The organism is Empedobacter sedimenti (assembly GCF_030005555.1).
Classification (GTDB): Bacteria; Bacteroidota; Bacteroidia; order Flavobacteriales; family Weeksellaceae; genus Empedobacter; species Empedobacter sedimenti.
The window spans coordinates 356,196-378,725 of the sequence record NZ_JASCQG010000001.1; the positions used below are offsets into that span (position 1 = coordinate 356,196).

The 22,530-nt window shown below is 31.2% G+C and carries 23 protein-coding genes; 11 read left to right on the forward strand and 12 right to left on the reverse strand.

Features of this window, described 5'->3' with window-relative positions; all coding sequences use genetic code 11:
• The first annotated feature begins 24 nt into the window (after nt 1-24).
• Both QHG34_RS01960 and QHG34_RS01965 read left to right on the forward strand, forming a co-directional pair.
• A complete protein-coding gene (locus QHG34_RS01960; protein WP_282628441.1) occupies nt 25-2,310 on the forward strand; it encodes a GH92 family glycosyl hydrolase in 2,286 nt (761 codons plus the stop codon).
• A gap of 85 nt (nt 2,311-2,395) precedes the next feature.
• Nucleotides 2,396-2,527: a hypothetical protein gene (locus tag QHG34_RS01965; protein ID WP_282628442.1), complete on the forward strand. Its 132-nt coding sequence runs from the start codon at nt 2,396-2,398 to the stop codon at nt 2,525-2,527.
• Nucleotides 2,528-2,595: 68 nt separating this feature from the next.
• Here the strand turns inward: QHG34_RS01965 and rimO are convergent, their stop codons facing one another.
• The 4 genes from rimO to QHG34_RS01985 all read right to left on the reverse strand — a co-directional run bounded on the left by rimO (nt 2,596) and on the right by QHG34_RS01985 (nt 6,897).
• Entirely contained in the window at nt 2,596-3,900 is a 1,305-nt protein-coding gene (rimO, locus tag QHG34_RS01970; protein WP_282628443.1) for a 30S ribosomal protein S12 methylthiotransferase RimO, read from the reverse strand.
• 355 nt (nt 3,901-4,255) lie between these two features.
• Entirely contained in the window at nt 4,256-5,293 is a 1,038-nt protein-coding gene (locus tag QHG34_RS01975) for a glycosyltransferase (protein WP_282628445.1), read from the reverse strand.
• 6 nt (nt 5,294-5,299) lie between these two features.
• Nucleotides 5,300-5,734 carry a DUF2750 domain-containing protein gene (locus QHG34_RS01980; RefSeq protein WP_282628446.1) on the reverse strand — a complete coding sequence of 145 codons (435 nt, stop codon included), beginning with the start codon at nt 5,732-5,734 and terminating at the stop codon, nt 5,300-5,302.
• 5 nt (nt 5,735-5,739) lie between these two features.
• Nucleotides 5,740-6,897 carry a THUMP domain-containing class I SAM-dependent RNA methyltransferase gene (locus QHG34_RS01985; RefSeq protein WP_282628514.1) on the reverse strand — a complete coding sequence of 386 codons (1,158 nt, stop codon included), beginning with the start codon at nt 6,895-6,897 and terminating at the stop codon, nt 5,740-5,742.
• Nucleotides 6,898-6,982: 85 nt separating this feature from the next.
• Between QHG34_RS01985 and QHG34_RS01990 the strand changes: the two genes are divergently transcribed.
• The 5 genes from QHG34_RS01990 (at nt 6,983) to QHG34_RS02010 (ending at nt 11,320) form a co-directional block, all read left to right on the forward strand.
• Nucleotides 6,983-7,456: a DUF4265 domain-containing protein gene (locus QHG34_RS01990; RefSeq protein ID WP_282628447.1), complete on the forward strand. Its 474-nt coding sequence runs from the start codon at nt 6,983-6,985 to the stop codon at nt 7,454-7,456.
• 98 nt (nt 7,457-7,554) lie between these two features.
• Entirely contained in the window at nt 7,555-9,336 is a 1,782-nt protein-coding gene (locus tag QHG34_RS01995) for an aminopeptidase P family protein (protein ID WP_282628448.1), read from the forward strand.
• Between the two features lie 165 nt (nt 9,337-9,501).
• Complete coding sequence (locus QHG34_RS02000; RefSeq protein WP_282628449.1) at nt 9,502-9,882, forward strand: Fur family transcriptional regulator; 381 nt, start codon at nt 9,502-9,504, stop codon at nt 9,880-9,882.
• Between the two features lie 5 nt (nt 9,883-9,887).
• Nucleotides 9,888-10,616, forward strand: coding sequence for a class I SAM-dependent methyltransferase (locus QHG34_RS02005; RefSeq protein ID WP_282628450.1), 729 nt, complete (start codon nt 9,888-9,890; stop codon nt 10,614-10,616).
• The gene (locus QHG34_RS02010) at nt 10,613-11,320 is read left to right on the forward strand and encodes a ZIP family metal transporter (RefSeq protein ID WP_282628451.1); all 708 of its coding nucleotides are present in this window, start codon (nt 10,613-10,615) and stop codon (nt 11,318-11,320) included. Before QHG34_RS02005 ends, QHG34_RS02010 begins: the two co-directional genes overlap by 4 nt.
• 43 nt (nt 11,321-11,363) lie before the next feature.
• Here QHG34_RS02010 and QHG34_RS02015 read toward each other — a convergent pair whose 3' ends face one another.
• Together QHG34_RS02015 and QHG34_RS02020 are read right to left on the reverse strand one after the other, a co-directional pair.
• Complete coding sequence (locus QHG34_RS02015; RefSeq protein ID WP_282628452.1) at nt 11,364-11,957, reverse strand: hypothetical protein; 594 nt, start codon at nt 11,955-11,957, stop codon at nt 11,364-11,366.
• A 106-nt stretch (nt 11,958-12,063) separates the two neighbouring features.
• Nucleotides 12,064-12,762: a pseudouridine synthase gene (locus QHG34_RS02020; RefSeq protein ID WP_282628453.1), complete on the reverse strand. Its 699-nt coding sequence runs from the start codon at nt 12,760-12,762 to the stop codon at nt 12,064-12,066.
• A gap of 71 nt (nt 12,763-12,833) precedes the next feature.
• On the opposite strand from QHG34_RS02020, the gene QHG34_RS02025 reads away from it, so the two are divergent.
• Nucleotides 12,834-13,577: a Rossmann-fold NAD(P)-binding domain-containing protein gene (locus QHG34_RS02025; protein WP_282628454.1), complete on the forward strand. Its 744-nt coding sequence runs from the start codon at nt 12,834-12,836 to the stop codon at nt 13,575-13,577.
• Nucleotides 13,578-13,772: 195 nt separating this feature from the next.
• Here the strand turns inward: QHG34_RS02025 and lpdA are convergent, their stop codons facing one another.
• The 4 genes from lpdA to QHG34_RS02045 all read right to left on the reverse strand — a co-directional run bounded on the left by lpdA (nt 13,773) and on the right by QHG34_RS02045 (nt 18,348).
• Nucleotides 13,773-15,173, reverse strand: a complete 1,401-nt coding sequence (lpdA, locus tag QHG34_RS02030; RefSeq protein ID WP_282628455.1) for a dihydrolipoyl dehydrogenase — start codon at nt 15,171-15,173, stop codon at nt 13,773-13,775.
• A gap of 120 nt (nt 15,174-15,293) precedes the next feature.
• On the reverse strand, nt 15,294-16,274 hold the full coding sequence (locus tag QHG34_RS02035; RefSeq protein ID WP_282628456.1) for a S41 family peptidase: 981 nt from the start codon (nt 16,272-16,274) through the stop codon (nt 15,294-15,296).
• Between the two features lie 100 nt (nt 16,275-16,374).
• Complete coding sequence (locus QHG34_RS02040) at nt 16,375-17,388, reverse strand: 3-oxoacyl-ACP synthase III family protein (RefSeq protein WP_282628457.1); 1,014 nt, start codon at nt 17,386-17,388, stop codon at nt 16,375-16,377.
• Between the two features lie 84 nt (nt 17,389-17,472).
• A complete protein-coding gene (locus tag QHG34_RS02045) occupies nt 17,473-18,348 on the reverse strand; it encodes a DMT family transporter (RefSeq protein WP_282628458.1) in 876 nt (291 codons plus the stop codon).
• A gap of 158 nt (nt 18,349-18,506) precedes the next feature.
• Here QHG34_RS02045 and QHG34_RS02050 point away from each other — a divergent pair, with 158 nt between their 5' ends.
• From QHG34_RS02050 to QHG34_RS02060, 3 genes are all read left to right on the forward strand, one after another.
• A complete protein-coding gene (locus tag QHG34_RS02050; RefSeq protein ID WP_282628460.1) occupies nt 18,507-19,313 on the forward strand; it encodes a TerC family protein in 807 nt (268 codons plus the stop codon).
• Nucleotides 19,314-19,362: 49 nt separating this feature from the next.
• Nucleotides 19,363-20,178, forward strand: a complete 816-nt coding sequence (locus tag QHG34_RS02055) for an HAD family hydrolase (RefSeq protein ID WP_282628461.1) — start codon at nt 19,363-19,365, stop codon at nt 20,176-20,178.
• A 78-nt stretch (nt 20,179-20,256) separates the two neighbouring features.
• The gene (locus QHG34_RS02060; protein ID WP_282628463.1) at nt 20,257-21,156 is read left to right on the forward strand and encodes a polysaccharide deacetylase family protein; all 900 of its coding nucleotides are present in this window, start codon (nt 20,257-20,259) and stop codon (nt 21,154-21,156) included.
• Nucleotides 21,157-21,212: 56 nt separating this feature from the next.
• Here QHG34_RS02060 and QHG34_RS02065 read toward each other — a convergent pair whose 3' ends face one another.
• Both QHG34_RS02065 and QHG34_RS02070 read right to left on the reverse strand, forming a co-directional pair.
• Nucleotides 21,213-21,614 (reverse strand): OsmC family protein, encoded by a 402-nt coding sequence (locus QHG34_RS02065; protein WP_282628464.1) that lies wholly within the window; start codon nt 21,612-21,614, stop codon nt 21,213-21,215.
• Between the two features lie 12 nt (nt 21,615-21,626).
• Entirely contained in the window at nt 21,627-22,529 is a 903-nt protein-coding gene (locus QHG34_RS02070) for a pirin family protein (RefSeq protein ID WP_282628466.1), read from the reverse strand.
• Nucleotide 22,530: the final 1 nt, after the last annotated feature.

Sequence of the window (22,530 nt, forward strand, 5' to 3'; positions counted from 1 at the left end):
ATTCAAATTAATACTTAAAAATCGATGCAAACAAAATTACTAATCACTCTACTTTCACTCAATTCACTTGCTTTTGCACAGCAACAGAATTTAGTGAAATATGTGAATCCAATGATTGGAACAGAAAAAATGGGACATACTTTCCCTGGTGCAACTGTTCCTTTTGGCGCAGTACAATTAAGTCCTGAAACGGATTCTATTCCTTATGCTGTCAATCACAAATACAATCCAAAAGTTTATGATTATTGTGCAGGTTATCGTTTTGAGGATAAAACAATAACAGGATTTAGTCATACACATTTTAATGGAACAGGACATTCTGATTTGGGTGATTTTTTGATTATGCCAACTGTAGGAAAATTAAAACTGAATCCCGGAACTGCTCAAAATCCTGAGAGTGGTTATCGTTCTCGATTTTCACATCAAAATGAAACTGCCGAAGCGGGGTATTACAAAGTGAAATTGGATGATTACAATATTTGGGCAGAAATGACCGCTTCTACGCGCGTTGGTTTTCATCAATATACATTTCCAAAATCGGTTGATTCACATATTATTTTGGATTTGAATGCTGGAATTTATAATTACGATGACAAAAATACGTGGACATATGTTCGCGTGGTGAATGATACATTGATTACAGGTTATCGACAAACACGCGGTTGGGCAAGAAATAGAACGGTTTATTTTGCGATGACTTTTTCAAAACCATTCAAAAATTATGGACAGAAAAATGAAGACGGTCAAGTTGATTATAAATGTTTTTGGAGAAAATGGAACCAAGATCAAAACTTTCCATTAATCGAAGGAAAAAAGATTAAAATGTATTTTGATTTTGATACAGAAAAAAATGAAAAAGTAAAGATTAAATTTGCAATTTCTCCAGTTAGTCAAACTAATGCGTTAGAAAATTTGACAACAGAAATTCCACACTGGAATTTTGAACAAGTGCGTAATGAAGCAAAAGAAAATTGGAACAAAGAATTGAATCGAATTCAGATTAAAGCTTCAGAAAATGATAAAATAAATTTCTACACAGCAATGTATCATACCTTCATCAATCCGACAACTTATATGGATGTGAATGGTCAATACAAAGGTTTGGATCAAGAAATTCATCAAGCCAAAGGTTTTACAAATTATACTACATTTTCACTTTGGGATACCTATCGTGCGTTACATCCGTTGTTCAATATCATTCAGCCAAAACGCAACAATGATATGGTAAAATCAATGATGAAACATTATGAGCAAAACCCTATCAAAATGTTACCAATTTGGTCACATTACGCTAATGAAAATTGGTGTATGAGTGGTTATCATTCGGTTACAGTAATTGCAGATGCAATTGTAAAAGGAACTTATGATGGTGAAGCAAATGCTGCCTTAGATGCTTGTATTGTAACAGCAAATAAACGTGATTACGAAGGAATTGGAGATTATATCGACAAAGGTTATATTCCTGCAGAGAAAAATGGAACTTCAATTTCGAATACGTTAGAATATGCTTTTGATGATTGGTCGATTGCGCAAGCGGCAAAAAAATTGAATCGAATGGATGTCTATGAAACATTTATGAAGCGTTCTGAAAATTGGAAAAATAATTACGATCCTTCGATTGGATTTATGCGTCCACGATTGACTGATGGAAGTTTCAAGAAAGAATTTGATCCATTGAATACACATGGACAAGGTTTTATTGAAGGAAATTCGTGGAATTTCAGCTTTTTTGTTCCTCAAAATCCAAATGGATTAATTGAAGCAAAGGGCGGAAAAAAGAAGTTTGGAGCAAAATTGGACGAATTATTTACGATGCATTTACCAGACGAATATTTTGCAGATACTGAAGATATCACTCGTGAAGGTATAATCGGTGGTTATGTTCATGGAAATGAGCCGGCACACCACGTAGCGTATTTATATAATTGGGCTGGACAAGCATGGAAAACACAAGAAAAAATTAGAATGATTTTGGATATGCAATACAAGCCAACGCCTGATGGCCTGGGCGGAAATGATGATACTGGACAAATGAGTGCGTGGTATATTTTTAGTGCTTTAGGTTTTTATCCTGTTCAACAAGGTTCGACGGATTATGCAATTGGAAGTCCTTTGGTAGAGCATGCTGTGTTGAATTTAGAAAACGGAAAACAATTTGAAATTGACGTTAAAAATCAATCGAAAAAGAATGTCTACATTCAGAAAATAGAATTGAATGGGAAAACTTATTCTTCGTTTAATTTGAACCATTTTGATATTATAAACGGTGGAAAAATTACCTTTTACATGAGTGACAAACCTAAAAAATAAACGTTAAATATTGTATAATTAGATAAATATGTTTGACAACTTGAAGAATAATGATTAATTTAATTCAAATTTAAAAATCTAAACCATGGCTAAAAAAGCAAAAAAAGAAGAAAATCATTTACAAGTTTTAGTGGATAAATTGAAAGATCCGAAACATAAACAATTAGTTCAAAGTAATCGAATGAAAAAGAAGTTACGTAATAACGCAAAAAACTAATTTGACTAATTACTAAATAAAAAAAAACCACTCAATTGAGTGGTTTTCTGTTTATTATATTAATCTACTTAATCAATTACTTTACCAATTAAATCGAATTCATATGCTTCAATAATTTCTACATTTACAAAATCACCTATTGGTAAATAGGTATCAATTGCAGAAATTAATACTTCATTATCTACATCTGGAGAATCGTGCTCTGTACGTCCAATAAAGTTATCACCTTCTTTACGATCAATCATTACTCTAAATTGTTTACCAATTTTTTCTTGATTCAAATCGTATGAAATCTGCGATTGGATTTCCATAATTTCTTCAACACGTTGTTGTTTCACTTCTTCAGGAACATCGTCAACTAAATTATATGCATGTGTATTTTCTTCGTGAGAATAAGTAAAACATCCTAAACGATCAAATTTTTGCTCCTGTACCCAAGCTTTCATTTCCTGAAAATCTTCTTCAGTTTCACCTGGATAACCGCAAATCAAAGTTGTTCGAATAGTCATATCTGGAACTTTTGTGCGGAAAGCTTCTAATAAAGCATTTGTTTTCTCCTTAGTTGTACCACGACGCATAGATTTTAGAATATTTGTCGAAATATGTTGTAACGGAATATCTAAGTAATTACAAACTTTAGGTTCTTCACGTATCACATCTAACACATCTTCTGGGAAACCAGCTGGGAAAGCGTAATGTAAACGAATCCACTCGATTCCTTCAATTTTAACCAATTCTTTTAACAAAGAAGCTAATTCACGTTTTTTATAAATATCTAAACCATAATACGTTAAATCTTGCGCAATCAAAATCAGTTCTTTTGTACCATTTTTAGCTAGTTTAGTTGCTTCCGTAACTAAATCTTCAATTGGACGAGAAACATTACCTCCACGCATCAAAGGAATAGCGCAAAAAGAACAAGGACGATCACAACCTTCAGCAATTTTAAGATAAGCATAATGACGAGGAGTTGTCGTTAAACGTTCACCAACCAATTCGTGCTTATAATCAGCTCCTAAAGCTTTCAATAGTAAAGGTAATTCTCTCGTTCCGAAATACTGATCAACATCTGGAATTTGTTCTAACAAGTCTGGTTTATAACGTTCAGATAAACATCCTGTCACAAAAACTTTTTCTACTAAACCTTCCTCTTTACGTTGAACATAATCTAAAATTGTATCAATACTTTCTTCTTTGGCATTATCAATAAAACCACATGTATTAATTACTACTATATCTCCAGATTGCTCATGAACAACATCTTTCCCATTGGCTTTTAATTGTCCCATCAACACCTCAGAATCGTATACATTTTTAGAACATCCTAACGTAATTACATTAATTTTCTTTTTTCCAGTCGATTTCGTACGCATTACTATAATTTAAGTCTGCAAAATTACGAAATTTTTTAATGGTTTTACTTGATTATTGTATCGAAAACTTTGTCAAATCAATATTGAGAAGTATTCAAAATAAAAAAATAGCCATTTATAATTATTTAATTCAAAAAAAAAATCTACAATTCTAACGTAATTATTATAAATTTTATAAAAATAACTATCTAATTATCATGATATTAAAATTTACTTAAAGTTACTTTATGATAGTAGTTATTAATTCAGAAATGTATAATTTTATTCTAAATTAGTATTTTAAGTTTAGCTGAGGATGAAATTTTTCAATCTAAAGCAAAAGGTCAAGAATTATCTTGACCTTTTTTATTTTATACTAATCGATATGATAATGACTCGGAAAAGCCTTTTTAGGATTTTGTTTGAGAATATTCAATTTAAATTGACTTTCTAAAAATCCATAACCATAATTGAAAAATTGAATTAAAGTTGTTTGAATTGATAATAAACCTACAACCGCAGATTTGAAACGAATAGCCGAGAAAATAAAAATCAAAAACATATAAATTAACCACAAAACAAATGGAATTTGTAGGATAAATTGATGTTTGGGAAGAATAAAACTCAACAATAAAAATAAAAACGCAACTAAAGTTCCGATAAAAAATAAACTCGGAAACCAAAAAGTTAGTTTTATATAATTTGGATGACGTTGATTAAGAATTGGGCGCGCAACTCCAAATTGATAGACTTGTTTCGCAAATTTCTTTAACGAAGTTCTACGTTTATGAATCACTTTAGAATCTTGAAATAATCTCGTTTCAAAACCATTTTCCCACAAACGCATTGATAAATCTGGATCTTCTCCAACGCGTAAATCCGCAAAACCACCTGTTTTTCCATACGCTTTACGAGAAATTCCCATATTAAAACTTCGCGGCTGAAATTTACCAATTTGCTTTTTTCCTCCTCTGATTCCTCCTGTTGTCAAAAATGAAGTCATCGAAAAAGTAATTGCTTTTTGCAAATCTGTAAACGAATCATCTGCATCATCTGGACCACCAAAAGCATCAACAAAATTGTTTGTCAATTCTTTTTTAACCGATTCAATATAAGTCGAAGGAATAATCGTGTCAGAATCTAAGAAAATGAAATAATTTCCATTCGCTTTTTCCATTCCATAATTTCTCGATTTCCCTGGACCTGAATTTGTTTTGTAATAATAATGAAGATCTAATTGAGTATCAAATTTAGCACAAACTGTATCCAATTTATTTTGAGAACCATCGTCTACAATAATAATTTCGAACAACTTATCCGTTTGTTTCGCTAAACTTGACAATAATTCTGTCAATTCATCTTGACGTTCGTAAACGGCAATAATTATCGAAAGTTGCAAATCTTCTTTTCCCAAAATATGTTATTGATTGAATGATTCTTTCAACTCTAAAGTCACTTTCTGAATTTCATTTAAATCTTTGAAATGATTCAATTTCAAAGAAATCTTAGACAAATTCAATTCATGAACAATTGCTAAAATCGTATCCAATGGACTTTGCTCCTCTCCTTTCGAAGTTTCGTCAAAATTAATTCCAACCAAAGAAACTTCTTCAATCATTCCGAACAACCATTCTTCTAAAAAAGTATTCAAATCTATCGAATCAATTGTATGATTTGCCCATTGATTTTGTTTCGCTTTTTCAGCTAAATCTGTGTCCGACCAGAAGCAAATTACCTCTAAATTAGAACCATCTTCGTACTCAAATTCCTCCGAATACGAAATAGCAAAACCTTCTTCAGAAGTTAAAAGATATACTTTTTGATCTTGACAAATTTCTTTTATAAATTGACTCACTTCTCTTAATTTTGATTTTTAGCTTTTTTACTTCCTTCGTACATTTCGTATTGTAAAAAGTCGCATTCTAACTTACCGTTAAACACTTTTACCTTTTTCGAAGGACGCAAACCGACATATTTTTTGGCTTGTAAATCTGATGTGATAAACCACGCCAAGGTGTTTGGATAACTCGATTTTAACGTGTCACCAATTTGTTTGTAAAATTCTTGGTTATTATTTTCGATACGCTCATCATAAGGCGGATTGAAAACCAATAAAACTGGGAACAATTCTTTTTTAGACGTAAAGAAATCTTGATTTCTAACTTCGATGAAATCTTCTAAATCAGCAGATTTTATATTCATCTGCGCAATTTTCACCATCAATGGAGAAATTTCGTACCCTACAATTTTATATTCAGATTCTTTAATTCGATTTAGACGCGTATTACGAATTTGTGTGAACAATGTTTCGTCATAATCTGGCCAATTCTGAAAAGCAAAATGCTTACGATGAATTTGTGGCGGAATATTATTTGCAATCATCGCCGCTTCAATCAACATTGTTCCCGAACCACACATCGGATCAAGGTAATTTCCTTTTCCATCATAGCCTGCTTGTAACAATAAACCTGCTGCTAAAACTTCGTTAATAGGCGCTGGACCAGTTTCTTCGCGATAACCACGTTTGTGCAATGAATCTCCCGAAGAATCTAACGACAATGTAATTTTATCGTGCGAAATATGTAAGTTAAAACGTACATCTGGAAAATCTTTATCAATACTTGGACGACGACCATCTTTCTCTTTAAATCGATCTACAATAGCATCTTTCACTTTAAGCGCTGCATAATGCGAATGCGTAAAATAATCTGAAAAAACGGTTGGATCAATCATAAAAGTTTGATCGACATTCAGATAATTTTCCCAATGGAATTTCTTGAATTTCTCGTACAATTGATGATCATTTTTCACAGAAAACGAAAGAATTGGCTTCTGTATACGAAGTGCTGTACGCAAGCTGTAATTTGCTTTGTACATGAAACCTAAATCGCCATTAAATTCGACCATTCGGTTTTGAATTTTAACATCTGCCGCACCCAACGCTTTTAATTCTTGCGCTAATATTTCTTCGAAACCAAAAAAGGTTTTCGCAATCATTCTGAAATTTTCCAAGGAAATAAAATTTTTACAAAAGTACGGGAAATAAAGGAAATTGAGAAAGGAATAATTCTAAACTAATTTATATCTTAACAAAAAATATTTTATGGATCAAGAAACTAAATATGAAAAAATATTAGTTCGATATTATAGTAAGGTTTTAGAAGAAGAAATAGTTGAAACACTTTGGACAGAAACCATAGACAAAGAAAAAGGATTATATAAAATTGAAAATATTCCGTTCTATGGTCCATGTTTTTCAAGTGATGATATCGTTTTTGCTGAGTATGATAACGATGAAGAATTTTTGACTTTTAGAAAAGTAATTAAATTTTCTGGTAACTCAACAATTCAAGTCATTATAATGAATGATGACATTAATAGAGATGATATTAGAAATATTTTCAAAAATTTGAATTGTGAAAGTGAAGCGCTGAATGAAAAATATTTTGTTCTAGAAATTCCTTTCAAAATAAATTATAAATCTATTTTTGATAAATTAACCGAATTACAAGAAAATGAATTTATTGCTTTTGCAGAACCTGTTTTATCAGAAAAACACCGTGGTGAAACCAGATAATAATCTTAATAATATTTTTTAACTTCCTTATTTCTCTTCACCTCCATTCTTCGTATCTTTCGGCTATTAAAGTTTAATTTTTTAGAAATCGATATAAAATGGAAAAAATTACAGATCGTCTTTCAGCTTTGAGAGAGGTTATGAAACAAAATGGTGTTAGCGCAACAATTATTCCTGGAACAGATCCACACGGAAGCGAATATTTACCAAATCGCTGGAAAGAGCGTACTTGGATTTCAGGTTTTAATGGATCGGCTGGAACTGCAGTTGTTACGTTAGAAAAAGCGGCTCTTTGGACAGATTCGAGATACTTTATTCAGGCAGAAGATCAATTAAAAGACACAACTTTTGAGTTGATGAAAATGAAAATGCCAGAAACACCTTCTATTAATGAATGGATTATTTCTCAATTACAAGAAGGAGAAGTTGTAGGACTTAATCCTCAAATGTTTGCGCACAATGCATTTGTAGAAACGCAAAATGAATTTGCTTTCAATCAACTTTCTGTAAAATCTATTGATTTAATTGATTTAGCATGGCAAAATCGTCCTGCTTTACCACAAAATCAATTCTATATTTATGATGTAAAATTTGCTGGAAAATCAGCTTCTGAAAAGATTTCGGAAGTTAGAAACAATATGAAGAAAGCAAATACAAACGTATATTTCATGAATTCTTTAGACGAAATTGCCTGGTTGTTTAATATTCGCGGAAATGATGTTAACTATAATCCATTGACAATTTCGTATGCTGCTGTAGATACTGATAATGCGTACTTATTTATAGATGATGCAAAGGTAACTACTGAAACTAAAGCTGCGTTAGCAAACGAAGGAATTACAATTAAATCTTATTTAGATATTTACACTTATTTAAATAATCTTACTGAAAAATCACACGTTTTAGTTGATGGAAACCGAATCAACCAATCATTGTACGAAGCGATTTCTTCTGCTTCTACTATAAAATTATCTCCTTCTATTGTTACAAATCTAAAAGCACTTAAAAACGAAACAGAACAAGAAGGTTTCAGAAATGCAATGGTAAAAGATGGTGTTGCATTGACTAAATTTTTCATGTGGTTAGAAGAAAATATAGAGAACAATATAAACGAAGTAACTGTTGCTGATAAATTAATCGAATTTAGATCACAACAAGAAAATTTTAAAGGAGCAAGTTTCGGGACTATTTGTGGTTATGCCGATCATGGTGCAATGAATCATTATTCTGCAACGCCAGAATCTGCTTATACTTTAGGTCGTAAAGAAATGTTGTTGATCGATTCTGGAGCTCAGTTTTTAGAAGGAACAACAGATATTACACGTACAATGATGTTTGGCGAGCCTACTGCTCAACAAAAAATTGATTACACATTGGTTCTGAAAGGAAATATTGCTTTATCAGAAGCTGTTTTTCCAGCAAATTCTCGTGGTTCTTTGTTAGATGTTTTATCTCGTAAAGCACTTTGGGAAAATGGTTTCAATTATGGACATGGAACAGGTCACGGAGTTGGTCATTTCTTATGTGTACACGAAGGTCCGCAAAGTATTCGATTAGAAGAAAATTTAACTCCATTGCAAATCGGAATGGTTTTATCTAATGAGCCAGGCTTGTATCGCGATGGTGAATACGGAATCAGAATTGAAAACTTAATGATTGTTCAACCAGCAATGTCTACACAATTTGGTGATTTCTTAAAATTTGAAATTGTTACGGTTTCTCCTATTGATAAAAATTTAATCGATGTTACTTTAATGACAAATGAAGAATTGACGTGGTTGAATAATTACCATCAATTTGTATTTGAAAAGATTTCTCCATTCTTAGATGAAAAAGAAACAACTTGGTTGAAAGAGAAATGTAAAGCTATTTCTAAATAAATCAATTTAATTTCAACAAAAATTAATTCTGAACTAGTTTCAGAATCAGATATAAAAAAGAAGCTAAAATATATTCAGCTTGACAAAAAATCCTATTCAAAATTGAATAGGATTTTTTTTATTTCAAGATTTCTTTGTACTATTGCAACATATTTGCATTAAGAAATGAAAAGACGAAATACACCAACAAAAAAGGCTGTTTTAGATTTGTTCGATTCGTGTACGACTGCATTAAATCAGGAACAAATAGAAACACAATTGCAAGAAAAAATGGATAGAGCTACGATTTATCGTATTCTAAACAATTTCTGCGAAGACGGAATGATGCACAAAATTGTGGGTGATGATGGCGTAAACTATTTTGCGATGTGCAAAACAAGTTGCGAACATACACAACATCACCATGATCATTTTCATTTTCGTTGTACAACTTGCAACCAACTCATTTGTTTGAAAGATGAAATAAATATTAATTTACCTGAAGGATTTTTGAAGCAAGATTATAATTGCGTGATTTCAGGAACTTGTCCAAATTGCCAAAAATAAAAAAAATGGATTTACAATGGTTTGTAAAATGGTTTAACTCACCATATTATCATATTTTATATCAAAACAGAAGTTTAACAGAAGCAGAAGATTTTATACAAAAACTTACACAAAATTTAAATTTATCTAAGCACGCGAAGATTCTTGATTTAGCTTGCGGAAAAGGACGTCACGCTGTTACGTTGAACAAATTAGGTTATGATGTTTTAGGAATCGATTTATCTGAAGAAAGCATCAAATACGCAAAACAATTAGAGAATGAATCTCTTAAATTTGAACGCCACGATATGCGAGAGGTTTTTCATCCAAACGAATTTGATGCAGTTCTTAATCTATTTACAAGTTTTGGATATTTTGAAAACTACGATGATAATTACAAAGTTTTTGAAGCTGTAAAAGAACAAATGAAAGAACACGGAACTTTTGTGTTAGATTATTTGAATGCTGAAAAAGTGGTTTCTGGAATGATTCCGTATGAAGAAAAAACGATTGACGGAATTTTATTCAAAATCACAAAATCTGTCGAAAATGGTTTCATCAAAAAAGAAATTGATTTCACAGACAAAGGCGAAACATTTCACTTCGAGGAGTTTGTAAGATTGATTTATTTTAATGATTTCAAAAAAATATACGAAACAGAAGGTTTTGAGCTAGATAAAGCATTTGGAAACTATAATCTTGATGCTTTTGACGAAAAAACTTCGGATCGCTTAATCTTAGTCTTGAAAAAATGACAGAAAGTTTAATCTTAATCTCAAGTGTTTTAATAGGTGTACTTTTTTCGAGTATTTTCTTAAAAAATAAACACAATTCAAAACTACTTCTAACGTTTAGTGGAGCATATTTCTTGGCGATGACTGTTTTAGAAATTTTACCACAAGTTTATGGACATCCTTCCGATAATCATAGTCATCATTCAATCGGATTATTTGTTTTATTAGGTGTTGTGATTCAATATATTTTAGAGACGATTAGTAAAGGTGTTGAACATGGACACATTCATTTGCACAAAAAAGAGCAATTTCCTATCGGAATTTTCGGTGGATTGTTTTTGCATTCTGTTATCGAAGGAATTCCGGTTGCAAATGCAGAATCGCACAATTTTATGTGGGCAATTTTTGTACATAACATTCCAGTTTCGATGATTTTATTTAGTGCTTTGTGTCAACACACCGAGTCTAACGCAAAACGAATATTGTTTATGACTTTGTTTGCTCTAGCCGCTCCAATGGGATATTTCTTGGGAAAACATACCATTATTTCTAATTATTCTTTGGAAATGAGTGCAATTGTTTCGGGAATATTTTTACATATTTCAACCGTAATTTTATTTGAAAGCAATGAAGGACACAAATTTAATTTAAAGAAATTTGCATCTATTTTGGTCGGATTTGTACTCGCTTATCTCACCGTTTCTATGCATGTGCATTCACATTAAAAATATAAATAAAAAAGAAGTTCAAAAGAACTTCTTTTTTGTATTATAACATTTTACGATGATCTAAAACGAGAATTCCGTCAGTTGAAATAAATTTCCATTTCTGATCTTTCACGCATTTTTCATCAGTACTGATTGATTTCACATTAAAATCCACTTCATTCACTTTCATTAAAATATCCGTTTGATAATTACAATCACCAACTTTAATTGTTGTCGAAACATTATCTTTAGATAACAATTCAGTTTCTGGGAATGATTTAATTGCTTGGTTTAAAATATTTAAATCCAATTCATCATAAACCAAATCATAATTAGTTGAAACTAAACTTGATGAAAGTCTAAACGAATTTGATTCGATATCATTTCGGACAACAGAATTTTTAGGTTTTAAATCCAATTCTTCAACTCGTTTTGGACAACCTAAACTGTTCGAAACTTGTTCAGTTTTCTTACTTTCCAGATCTTTCTGAAAAGCATTAATTTCTTTAAATAATTTTAGTTTTTCTGGAGAAGCTTGTGCGTATTCTTCCGTTTCTTTTAGTTCAGTTGTAGATAGTTTCGTTACTTCTTCCTTTTTATCTGAACAATTCATCATTAAAATTAAAAAAATAAAAGAGTAAAAATAGTTCTTCATAAGCAGTTATTTGTCTCTGCAAAAATAAAGAATATTAACCTCAATTTCAATATTTTAACATTTAGTCAAACTAAGATTTTTTCAGCCTTTAATAATTAAAAAGGTTTTATTGATATTTACTTAAATCTAAACCAAGAATATCACCTACTTTAGTAAACTCTTCGTTAACTTTTGCATCAAGTGTGATCTTTTTATTTGTAATAGGATGATTAAACACCAGTTGATGAGCATGAAGCATCATTCCTTTCAAACCAAAATTTTCTAACCACAATTTGTTTTGTTTATTGCAACCATGCGGGCGACTTCCTAAAATTGGATGAAAAATATGTCTGAAATGTTTTCTTAATTGATGCATACGACCAGTTTCGGGAATTGCTTCTACCAAACAATAGCGTGAAGTCGGATGATTGTTATATTCTAAATCAATTTCTGCTGTTTGTAAACGATGAAAATAGGTAATTGCATTTTGTTTTACACCGTCATCATTCGTCAAATCATAATCTATCGTCATTTCTTCCGGCGCCCAACCACGTAAAATAGCCAAATATTTCTTTTCAACTTCGCGCGTTGCAAAACGATCATTCATAATTTTTAGACTTTCTTTATCTAATGCAAAAAGTAAAACTCCTGACGTTTTTCTGTCCAAACGATGAATGGGATAAACATGTTGACCTCCAATCTGATTGCGCAATTCCTGAACCGCAAAAACAGACGCATCGCGCGCATAAAATGATTTGTGAACCAATAAGCCACTCGGTTTGTTAATGGCAATAATATATTCGTCTTGGTAAAGAATTTCTAACATTTGGCAAAAATAGAAAGTTATTTTCGGTTAGGAAATAGAACAATCTTATATTTATTGCATAATTGAATGAAATGAAAAAAGGATTGATTATTGGAAAAGGTTGGTTTGGATCAAGATTAGAAAAACAGTTAGAAAAGCAATTTTTGATTGAAACTACGAAACGAATTTCAGATGCTAAAAATTGTTTCTCAATCGATTTTGATGATTATAAATCTGAAAAAATTAAACACAATTATGATTTTGTTGTTGTGACAATTCCATTTGGAAGAAGAAATAATTTAGAAGATTTACAACAACGATTTCAGCACTTGATTGACTTTTTAGGAGATTATGACAATCAACTTATCTTGTTAAGTTCAACAGCTATTTATCCTGAAAATAATGAAGCTATTTCTGAAAAAATAATTGAAACTATTTATTTAAATAATCCTTATTATTCAATTGAAAATCAATTAAAAGAAAAATTTAATCAATTAATCATTTTACGTTTAGGCGGATTAATGGGAGATGATAGATTTCTTTCTAAATATATAGATTTGAATAGTCAAAATCTATCTCAAACGGTCAATCATATTCATTATAAAGACATTTGTCTAATCATTAAAAAAATCATTGATTCAGACAAAAATAATACTACTTATAATGTTGTTGCACCAGAACATCCTACCAAAGAAGAAGTGTTAGAATATCAATTAAACAAGAAAATTATTTCCTCTACAAATCGTGAAGGAAAAATTATTTCAAGTCAAAAAATTCTGGATGAATTTAATTATGAATTCATTTACCCAAACCCAATTTACTTTAAAGAAGATTAATTTCTTTTCTTTCGTTCTTTTGATCTAAAAACAAAAAAGAAAGTTGTAATCGTTATTACAGTAATTAATATTGTGTCCCAATGTTCTTTGAATAATGTTGTGATATCTTCCATTTTTGATGTCTATTAAAGTTTAAAAATAACAAAAAAGCTGCTCTTACGAACAGCTTTTTAGAATTTATCTTAAATCTATTGATTAAGCGTGAATAGGACGATTGTCTGTAGCAGCTAATGCAGCTTCTTTGATCGCCTCTGAGAATGTTGGGTGAGCATGAGACATTCTTGTTAAATCCTCTGCTGAAGCACGGAATTCCATTGCTACAACACCTTCTGCAATTAAATCTGCAGCACGAGCACCAATAATATGCATTCCTAAGATTTCGTCTGTGTTTTTATCTGCTAAAATTTTAGCAAAACCGTCTGTATCCATAGATGCACGAGCACGTCCTAAAGCTTTGAATGGGAAAGAACCAACTTTGTATTCTACTCCTTCTTCTTTCAATTGCTCTTCTGTTTTACCAACTCCTGCAACTTCTGGCCAAGTATAAACAACACCAGGAATTAAGTTATAATTGATATGAGGTTTTTGACCTGCTAATTGCTCAGCAACTAAAACACCTTCTTCTTCTGCTTTGTGTGCTAACATTGCACCAGCAACAACGTCACCGATAGCATAAATGTTAGAAACATTCGTTTGTAAGTGATCGTTTGTTTTGATACGACCTCTTTCGTCAACCTCTACACCTACGTTTTCTAAACCTAAAGATCCTGTGAAAGCACGACGACCAACAGCTACTAAAGCGTAATCACCATTAATTTCAATTTCTTCTCCTTTTTTAGAAGTTGCTTTTAATGTAACATCATTTCCGTTATTTACAACAGAAGTTACACCTGTAGAAGTGTGGAATTTCATTCCTTGTTTTTTCAATACTTTTGTCAATTCTTTAGACAAAGCACCGTCCATTCCTGGAATAACGCGGTCTGCATATTCTACAACTGTTACTTGAGAACCTAAACGTAAGTAAACTGACCCTAACTCTAATCCGATAACACCACCACCGATAACGATTAAGTGTTTTGGAACTTCTGTTAAAGCTAATGCTTCTGTAGAAGTGATGATACGAGTTTTATCTGTTGGCGCAAATGGTAATTCAGATGAAACTGATCCTGTTGCGATAATTGTATTTTTAGCTTCAATTTCTTGAGTAGAACCGTCTTTAGCAGTTACAACGATATGAGTTGCGTCTTTAAAAGCACCTGTTCCTTCTAAAACATCAATATTATTTTTACTCATCAAGTATTTGATACCAGCTACGTTAGTATCTACAACACCTGCTTTGCGAGCAATCATTTGAGTGAAGTTTACTTTTGGAGCATCGATATCGATTCCGTGCTCTTTAAAGTGATTTACAGCATCGTAATAGTGGTGAGAAGAATCTAATAAAGCTTTTGACGGAATACATCCAACATTAAGACATGTACCACCTAAACTTTCTTTCTCGATAATTGCTGTTTTAAATCCTAATTGCGCTGCACGAATAGCTGCAACATATCCTCCAGGTCCAGCACCAATTACGGCTACATCATAAGAACTCATATAGTTTTATTTTGATTTATTATTATAATTAATTTAAACTCTACAAATATAACCAATATCGAATAGATTTTCGTTATAAAATTGTAATGAATTTTGTTAGGAAATTGAAAACTTTTCAACTTATTTTCTCATATCTGATTGAATATATTTTAGAATTTCATCTTCTGTACACAATTCATAATCTGGAGAAATTCCATTTGGATAAATATTCTTTTTAGCATCCATCATATAACCTGCTGTTAAATTTAATATATCTCCATTTTTTAATTCAATTGTTGCATTCACAGTGGCTGCTCCCATTGTTTTCTTACCTAAGACTTTGACATTTGGAAATGATTTTAATGAAATCAGCGTTGCTTCTCCTGCACTACTTGTTCTTTGATTAATCAAAACATAAATTTTCTTTGGATGAATTGTATTTATTATTGGAGTATTAATATATCCTTTTGATAAATTATTAACTCCATTAAAAAAATATCCATCTTTTTTTGACCATGCAATATCATCATTATTGATTTTAGAATATCCTAATATATTATCTTCATAAAATGGTAATAAAGATGTTATCATTACCCAATTAGAACCACCTAAATTATCACGCAAATCAATAATCCAATAGTTAGAATTTGCTTGTTCAGAAATAATTTTCAGGTTATTGAAAATATAGTCTTTATCACTTATCGTTTTATCAAAACCATGACGCTTAATCCTAATATATGCTACATCTGGAATTTTAGTTAACTTATTATTATCGTCTACTTTTAACAAACAAGCACTATCAACTTTTATTTTAGGAAAACGACCTCTTAATAACACATTATCTTTCGTACGATAATGTGTATGATTATTTCCTAATAAAGTAATTGCCTCTACAATCGCCGAATCTTTCGATATTTTTGATTTCTCGATTACTTTTTTCTCAAAATTCTCCCAATCAACTTTATCTCTATCGATAAAACCCTTTTTCATGATAGAAAATAATTCTTCGTAATCTGGAGGAATTTGAGTCGTTTTTGTAGCTTGTTCAGCTTTGTTCTCTGTATTTTTACAACTCGTAAAAGTGATTAATCCAACAAAAAATAGTGTTTTATATAAATTCATATATTAGAAGATGTAATCAAATATAACCAAAAAACCCTTCACTTTTCAGTGAAGGGTTTTTCTATATTCTAAATTCGAAAATCTAATTTCTGACTTTTGTTTACCAGTTCATCAAAACAGATCCCCATGTAAATCCTGCACCAAAAGCAGTCATCATTACTAAGTCACCTTTTTTGATTTTACCTTCTTGTTTTGCTTCGCTCAATGCAATTGGAATAGACGCTGCTGTTGTATTTCCGTAACGCATAATGTTGTTATACACTTTCTCATCTGGTAAACCCAATTGTTTTTGTACAAATTGAGAAATACGCAAATTCGCTTGATGCGGAATAAACAAATCTAAATCCTCTGGCTTTTTATTTGCCACTGATAAAGCTTCTACAATAGATTCAGGGAAACGAGTTACCGCATGCTTGAAAACATAATTTCCGTTCATATACGGATAAATTTCTTTTTTAGTTAAGGTGTTTCCCTCTTTCAGCAATTCGTCCGACCAACCTGTTTTTGTTCCTGGAAAAGTTACAGCTAACTCTTCAGCAAACTCACCTTCAGAATGTAAATTAGTTGATAAAATCCCACGACCTTCTTCCTCTGATGCCGAAACAACTACTGCTCCTGCTCCATCTCCAAAAATTACTGAAACGCCGCGACCATCATCCGACATATCTAATCCGAACGAATGTACCTCAGCACCAATTACTAAAATATTTTTGTAAACACCAGCCTTGATAAAAGCATTTGCTGTAGACAATGCATACACAAAACCAGAACATTGATTACGAATATCCATTGCACCAATTGTACGACAACCTAACTCTTTTTGCACCAATACACCATTTCCTGGGAAATAATAATCTGGAGATAAAGTAGCGAATAAAATAAAGTCGATATCTTGAGCTGTGATTCCTGCGTCTTCTAAAGCATTTTTAGCTGCGATAACACCCAAATCTGTAGACGATACTTTAGAATCAGTTTCTACATGTCTCCTTTCTACAATACCTGTTCTTTCCTGGATCCACTCATCATTAGTGTCCATCACTTTTGCTAAATCAAAGTTTGTTACAACTCTTTCAGGCACATAATGCCCTACCCCTGTTATAATAGAGTTTATCATTTGATAATGGTTTACTTTTCAATTGATACAAAGATATTAAATGATAACGATTTGATAAAACAAATACGTCTTTATGACAATAAATTATTTAGAAAATTTCGTTTTCAATATTCCATTCACAACGATAGAGAGTACCATTACAGCTGTAGCAACATAAAACACTGGTGTCATATGCTCAGAATCTCCAAAAATAAGACTTGCCAAAATGATGCCATATACAGGTTCTAAATTTACATTTAACATCATCGTAAAAGCACTTACATGTTTTAGTAAAGCAACTGATTCTATTTGAGCAAAAGCTGTAAAAATAATTCCTAATAAAGTTAACCATCCTAAATTTGACCAACTTACATTGACAACTTCAGAAATCATTTCGGGTTGAAATACTACCATAATCAATGAAAGCATTATTACTCCACCGATCATTTCGTAAAAAGTAACTTGCGTCGGTTTTATTGATTTTGGAAGTTTAGAATTCAAAACAGCAAATAATGCTGATAAAAAACTACAAATCACACCTACAATAATTCCTAATCTGTAATCATCTGGTGATGCGTTAAAAATAACAGCAACACAAGCAGATACTATGATGGATAAAATAATTTCGGAAAGATTTAATTTTCTCTTAAAAAAAATAGGCTCTAATACTGCACTAAATAAAGCTCCCATAGAGAGTGTACTTAACGCAATAGATATATTGGATAATTTAATAGAAAGATAAAAGGTAAACCAATGAATTCCGACAATTGCTCCAATTCCTAATAATTTTAATAAATATTGTTTAGAAACCTTGAATTCAATTTTTTTGAATTTCATGTAAATAAATATTGCTATTGCTGCAATTAATACACGATACCAAACCATGGGTAATGCATTCATTGTTACCAATTTTCCGAACACACCAGTAAATCCCCATAATAATACAAGAAACTGTAAACGAAACTGAATTTTAGAAATCATCAAACCTTTTTCGCAAAAGTAGAATTTAAAAACAGATTTGTATCATTATTTCAAATAAATATCAATCAAATAATTATCATATATTAAATTAACATTAAATAATTATTTCTAAATCATTAAAAACTAGATTTCATCGTATTTTCGAGCAAATTTTACAAATGGACTTTAGTATATTCTTACAGCCCGATGCTCTTGTAGCATTATTTACCTTGACAATGTTAGAAATTGTTCTAGGAATCGATAATATCGTTTTTATCTCAATTTTATCAGGAAAATTACCTCCAGAACAACAGAAGAAAGCCCAACAACTTGGTTTATTTTTAGCCATGTTTACACGTGTACTTTTATTATTCTCGTTAAGCTGGGTAATGAGCTTGACCAATCCTTTGTTTAATATTGGTGAATGGATTGGTATTACATCTGGTGATTGGCATGATAAATTAGCGATTTCTGGACGTGATTTAATCTTATTGATTGGTGGATTATTCCTTATTTATAAATCTACAGTAGAAATTCATCACAAAATTGAAGGTGTTGTAGAAGAAGAAGGAAAAGTTAAAGTACATTCTTTTGCAGGAACAATCGCTCAAATTTTGGTATTAGATATCGTTTTCTCATTAGATTCTGTTATCACAGCTGTTGGTATGGCAGATCATATCGAAGTAATGATTGCCGCTGTTGTAATTGCTGTTGGTGTTATGATGCTTTCTGCAAGTGCGGTTTCTAAATTTGTTAACGAGCATCCTACAGTTAAAATGTTAGCTCTTTCATTCTTATTATTAATTGGTGTTTCTCTTTTAGCAGAAGGTTTTGATCAACATATTTCGAAAGGTTACATCTATTTCGCAATGGGATTCTCTGTTCTTGTTGAGTTCTTAAACCTTAAGATGAAAAAGAAACATGAAAATCCTGGAATTATACGAAGTATGGTTGGCGATGAAAAAGAACAAAATAAAAATTTATAATTAACTTTGAAGGTCTCAATTTATGAGACCTTTTTTATTGAAAATAATTATGCAAAATATAAAACTAATTGTGACAGATATGGACGGAACATTATTGCGTTCGGATCATTCATTAAGTCCAGAATTTCATCAAATTTATCAACAATTAAAAGAAAACGATATCACATTTGTGCCAGCAAGTGGGCGTCAGTTTTATAGTATTGTGAGTTATTTTGAGGATATAAAAGATGAGTTAGCCATCATTGCAGAAAACGGAACTTATGTTACTTACAAAGGAAACGAAGTTTTTGTAGACAATTTAGACTGGACTGTTGTCAAAGAAATTATTCAAGAAGTTAGAAAAATTGAAGGAGCTAATATCGTTTTAGCTGGTAAAAATGCGGCTTATGTTGAATCTACAAACGAAGAATTTTTAAATTATTTTAAAAACTATTATTCAAAAAATGTTTGGGTTGAGGATTTAACTAAAATCGAAAACGAACAATTTATCAAAATAGCGATTAATCATAATGGTGGAACAGAACAAAATGTTTTTCCGAAAGTTTTTCAGTTCGAAAAATATGGATTAAAAGTGGTAGTATCTGGCGAAGTTTGGTTAGACATCATGAACGAAGGCTCTAATAAAGGAGTTGCCTTACAAGCATTGATGAATAAATTAAATATAACTTCTGAAGAAATCATTGTTTTTGGGGATTTTATGAATGATTTAGAGATGCTAAATTTGGGAAAATATAGTTTTGCAATGCAAAATGCTCATCCAATTGTAAAAAATGTAGCTAATTTTTTAGCTCCATCAAACGATGAAGATGGTGTGTTACAGATTATTAAAAATTATTTACAACAATTAAAAATCGTAAATACTTAATTTTCTGATAAATAACACAATATTTAACAGAAAAATTATCTAAAATTTATTAATTTCGCACAAAACCTAAAGTTTAACATGTTTACCATTAATAACAACCTAAAAAACCTAGCATTATTTGCTACTTTGTTATTCGCCTTTTCTTGTAAAAATGAACAACCAAAAGTAGAAAATAGTATAGCATCAGAGCCCAAAGAAATTTTACAAGATGATACAGATTCTTTGTATACTGTAAAATTGGACACTTTAACACAAAAATTAGATACTATTGCAAAAGCAGAGAAACAAAATCCGATTGACTCTACAAAACAATATGTTTATTTAACTTTTGATGATGGACCTTATAAAGGAAGTAAAAACATCAACAAAGTTTTGACAGAAGAAAATGTAAAAGGAACTGTTTTCTTAGTTGGTTTTAATGCTTTTACAAAAGATCTAAAACAATATGTTGAAGATTACAAACAAAATCCGAATGTAGAAATTGCCAATCATACCTATTCGCATGCGCGTAACAAGTACAAAGCTTTTTATAGTATGCCAGAAGGCGTTTATGAAGATATTCGTAAAAACGAAGTTGTTTTAGACATACATTCTCGTTGGGTACGCTTACCAGCTCGCAATACATGGAGATTAGGAAATAAGAAAAAAGATGATCCTGTTAAAAACTCAATTCCAGCAGCTGATTTATTAGCGAAAAATCAGTTTTTTATATATGGTTGGGATTATGAATGGGAAAGAAGTTCAAAAAAATCTAAAACTCATGAATTGTCTTCTCCTCAAAATATTTACAACGGAATTGTTTATCGTTTAGACCAAAATAAAACATACGAAAAAAATCATTTAGTAATTTTAATGCATGATGATATGTTTAATGATGATCATAATGCTGAGAAATTGAGACAATTAATTGTTATGTTGAAAAGCAATCCTAAAATAGTAATTGAAGGAATTTCAAATTATCCCATTAAAGTAAGTTAAGATAAAAAATAGAAAAAGCTCAAGAAAATTCTTGAGCTTTTTTATTTGATATTTTTTTAGACAAATTCAATTGTCGTTTCTATTTCGTGTCCTTTCTCTAATACTTTATGTACCGGACAAGAATTTGCAACTTTTAATAATCTTGTTTGTTGCTTTTCATCAAAATCTCCTTCGATGATGACATGACGACTAAACTTAATTGGTTCTGTTGTTATAACATCAAAATTTACGTCAACCTCAACTTTTTTGTACGGAAATTCTTTATGATTCATATACATCTGTAAAGTAATTGATGTACAAGAAGCCAAAGATGCTCCTAATAATTCACTTGGTTTTGGTGCTGTATCCAAACCACCTTTATCAATTGGTTCGTCAACAGTAAATTCGTGTTTACCTGCTTTAATTTTCGAAATATAGTTTTTGTCAGTCGACGTCGACGTTACATTTACATCACTCATTTTATCCTGATATTATTCGTTTCCTTTAACTTTTGAATTTGCTTGCGCTTGTGGTAATGGAACATAATCGTCATCTCCTGGTACTTTAGGAAAACGATGATTAATCCAGTCTTCTTTTGCTGTTTCGATTGTATCTCTTGATGAGCTTACAAAATTCCAGAAAATAAAATGTTCTTCTGGTAATTCTTCTCCACCAAAAACATAAACTGTTGATCCTGCAGCAATCTCAAACTCACACAATGTTGCATCTTTAGCGACTAATAATTGTTTTGTTCCGTAAGTTTCTCCACCATCTTTTATAGATCCTTCAAGAACATATAGAGCTGATTCTCCGTACAAATCTTTTCCTAAAGATACTTTGAAATCATTTTTAGCCTTAATTTCAATAAAATATAAAGGTGAATAAACTGGAACTCCAGAAGTATGTTCGCCAAATTTACCTGCGATTAATTTGTATTCGGCATTTTCGTCAGACCAATTAGGTAATTTATCAGCTTCAACATGCACAAAACTTGGCTCCATGTTTTCTAATTCTTTTGGTAACGCAACCCAAATTTGTAAACCGTGTAAAGTTTTTTCAGTAGTACGTAAATATTCTGGCGTACGTTCCGAATGCACAACACCTTTTCCGGCTGTCATCCAGTTTACAGCTCCTGGTTTTATTTCTAATTCTGTACCTAAACTATCTTTGTGCATAATTGCACCTTCAAACAAGTAAGTTAATGTAGATAAACCAATATGTGGATGCGGACCAACATCTAAGTTTTGATAATCTTTCATTTTTGTAGGTCCCATATGATCTATGAAAACAAATGGTCCGACATGTCTTTTCTGGCGAAATGGTAATAATCGTCCAACTAAGAAATTACCAATATCTGCAGCTTTCTCTTCTAAAATTAATCCAACATTTGACATA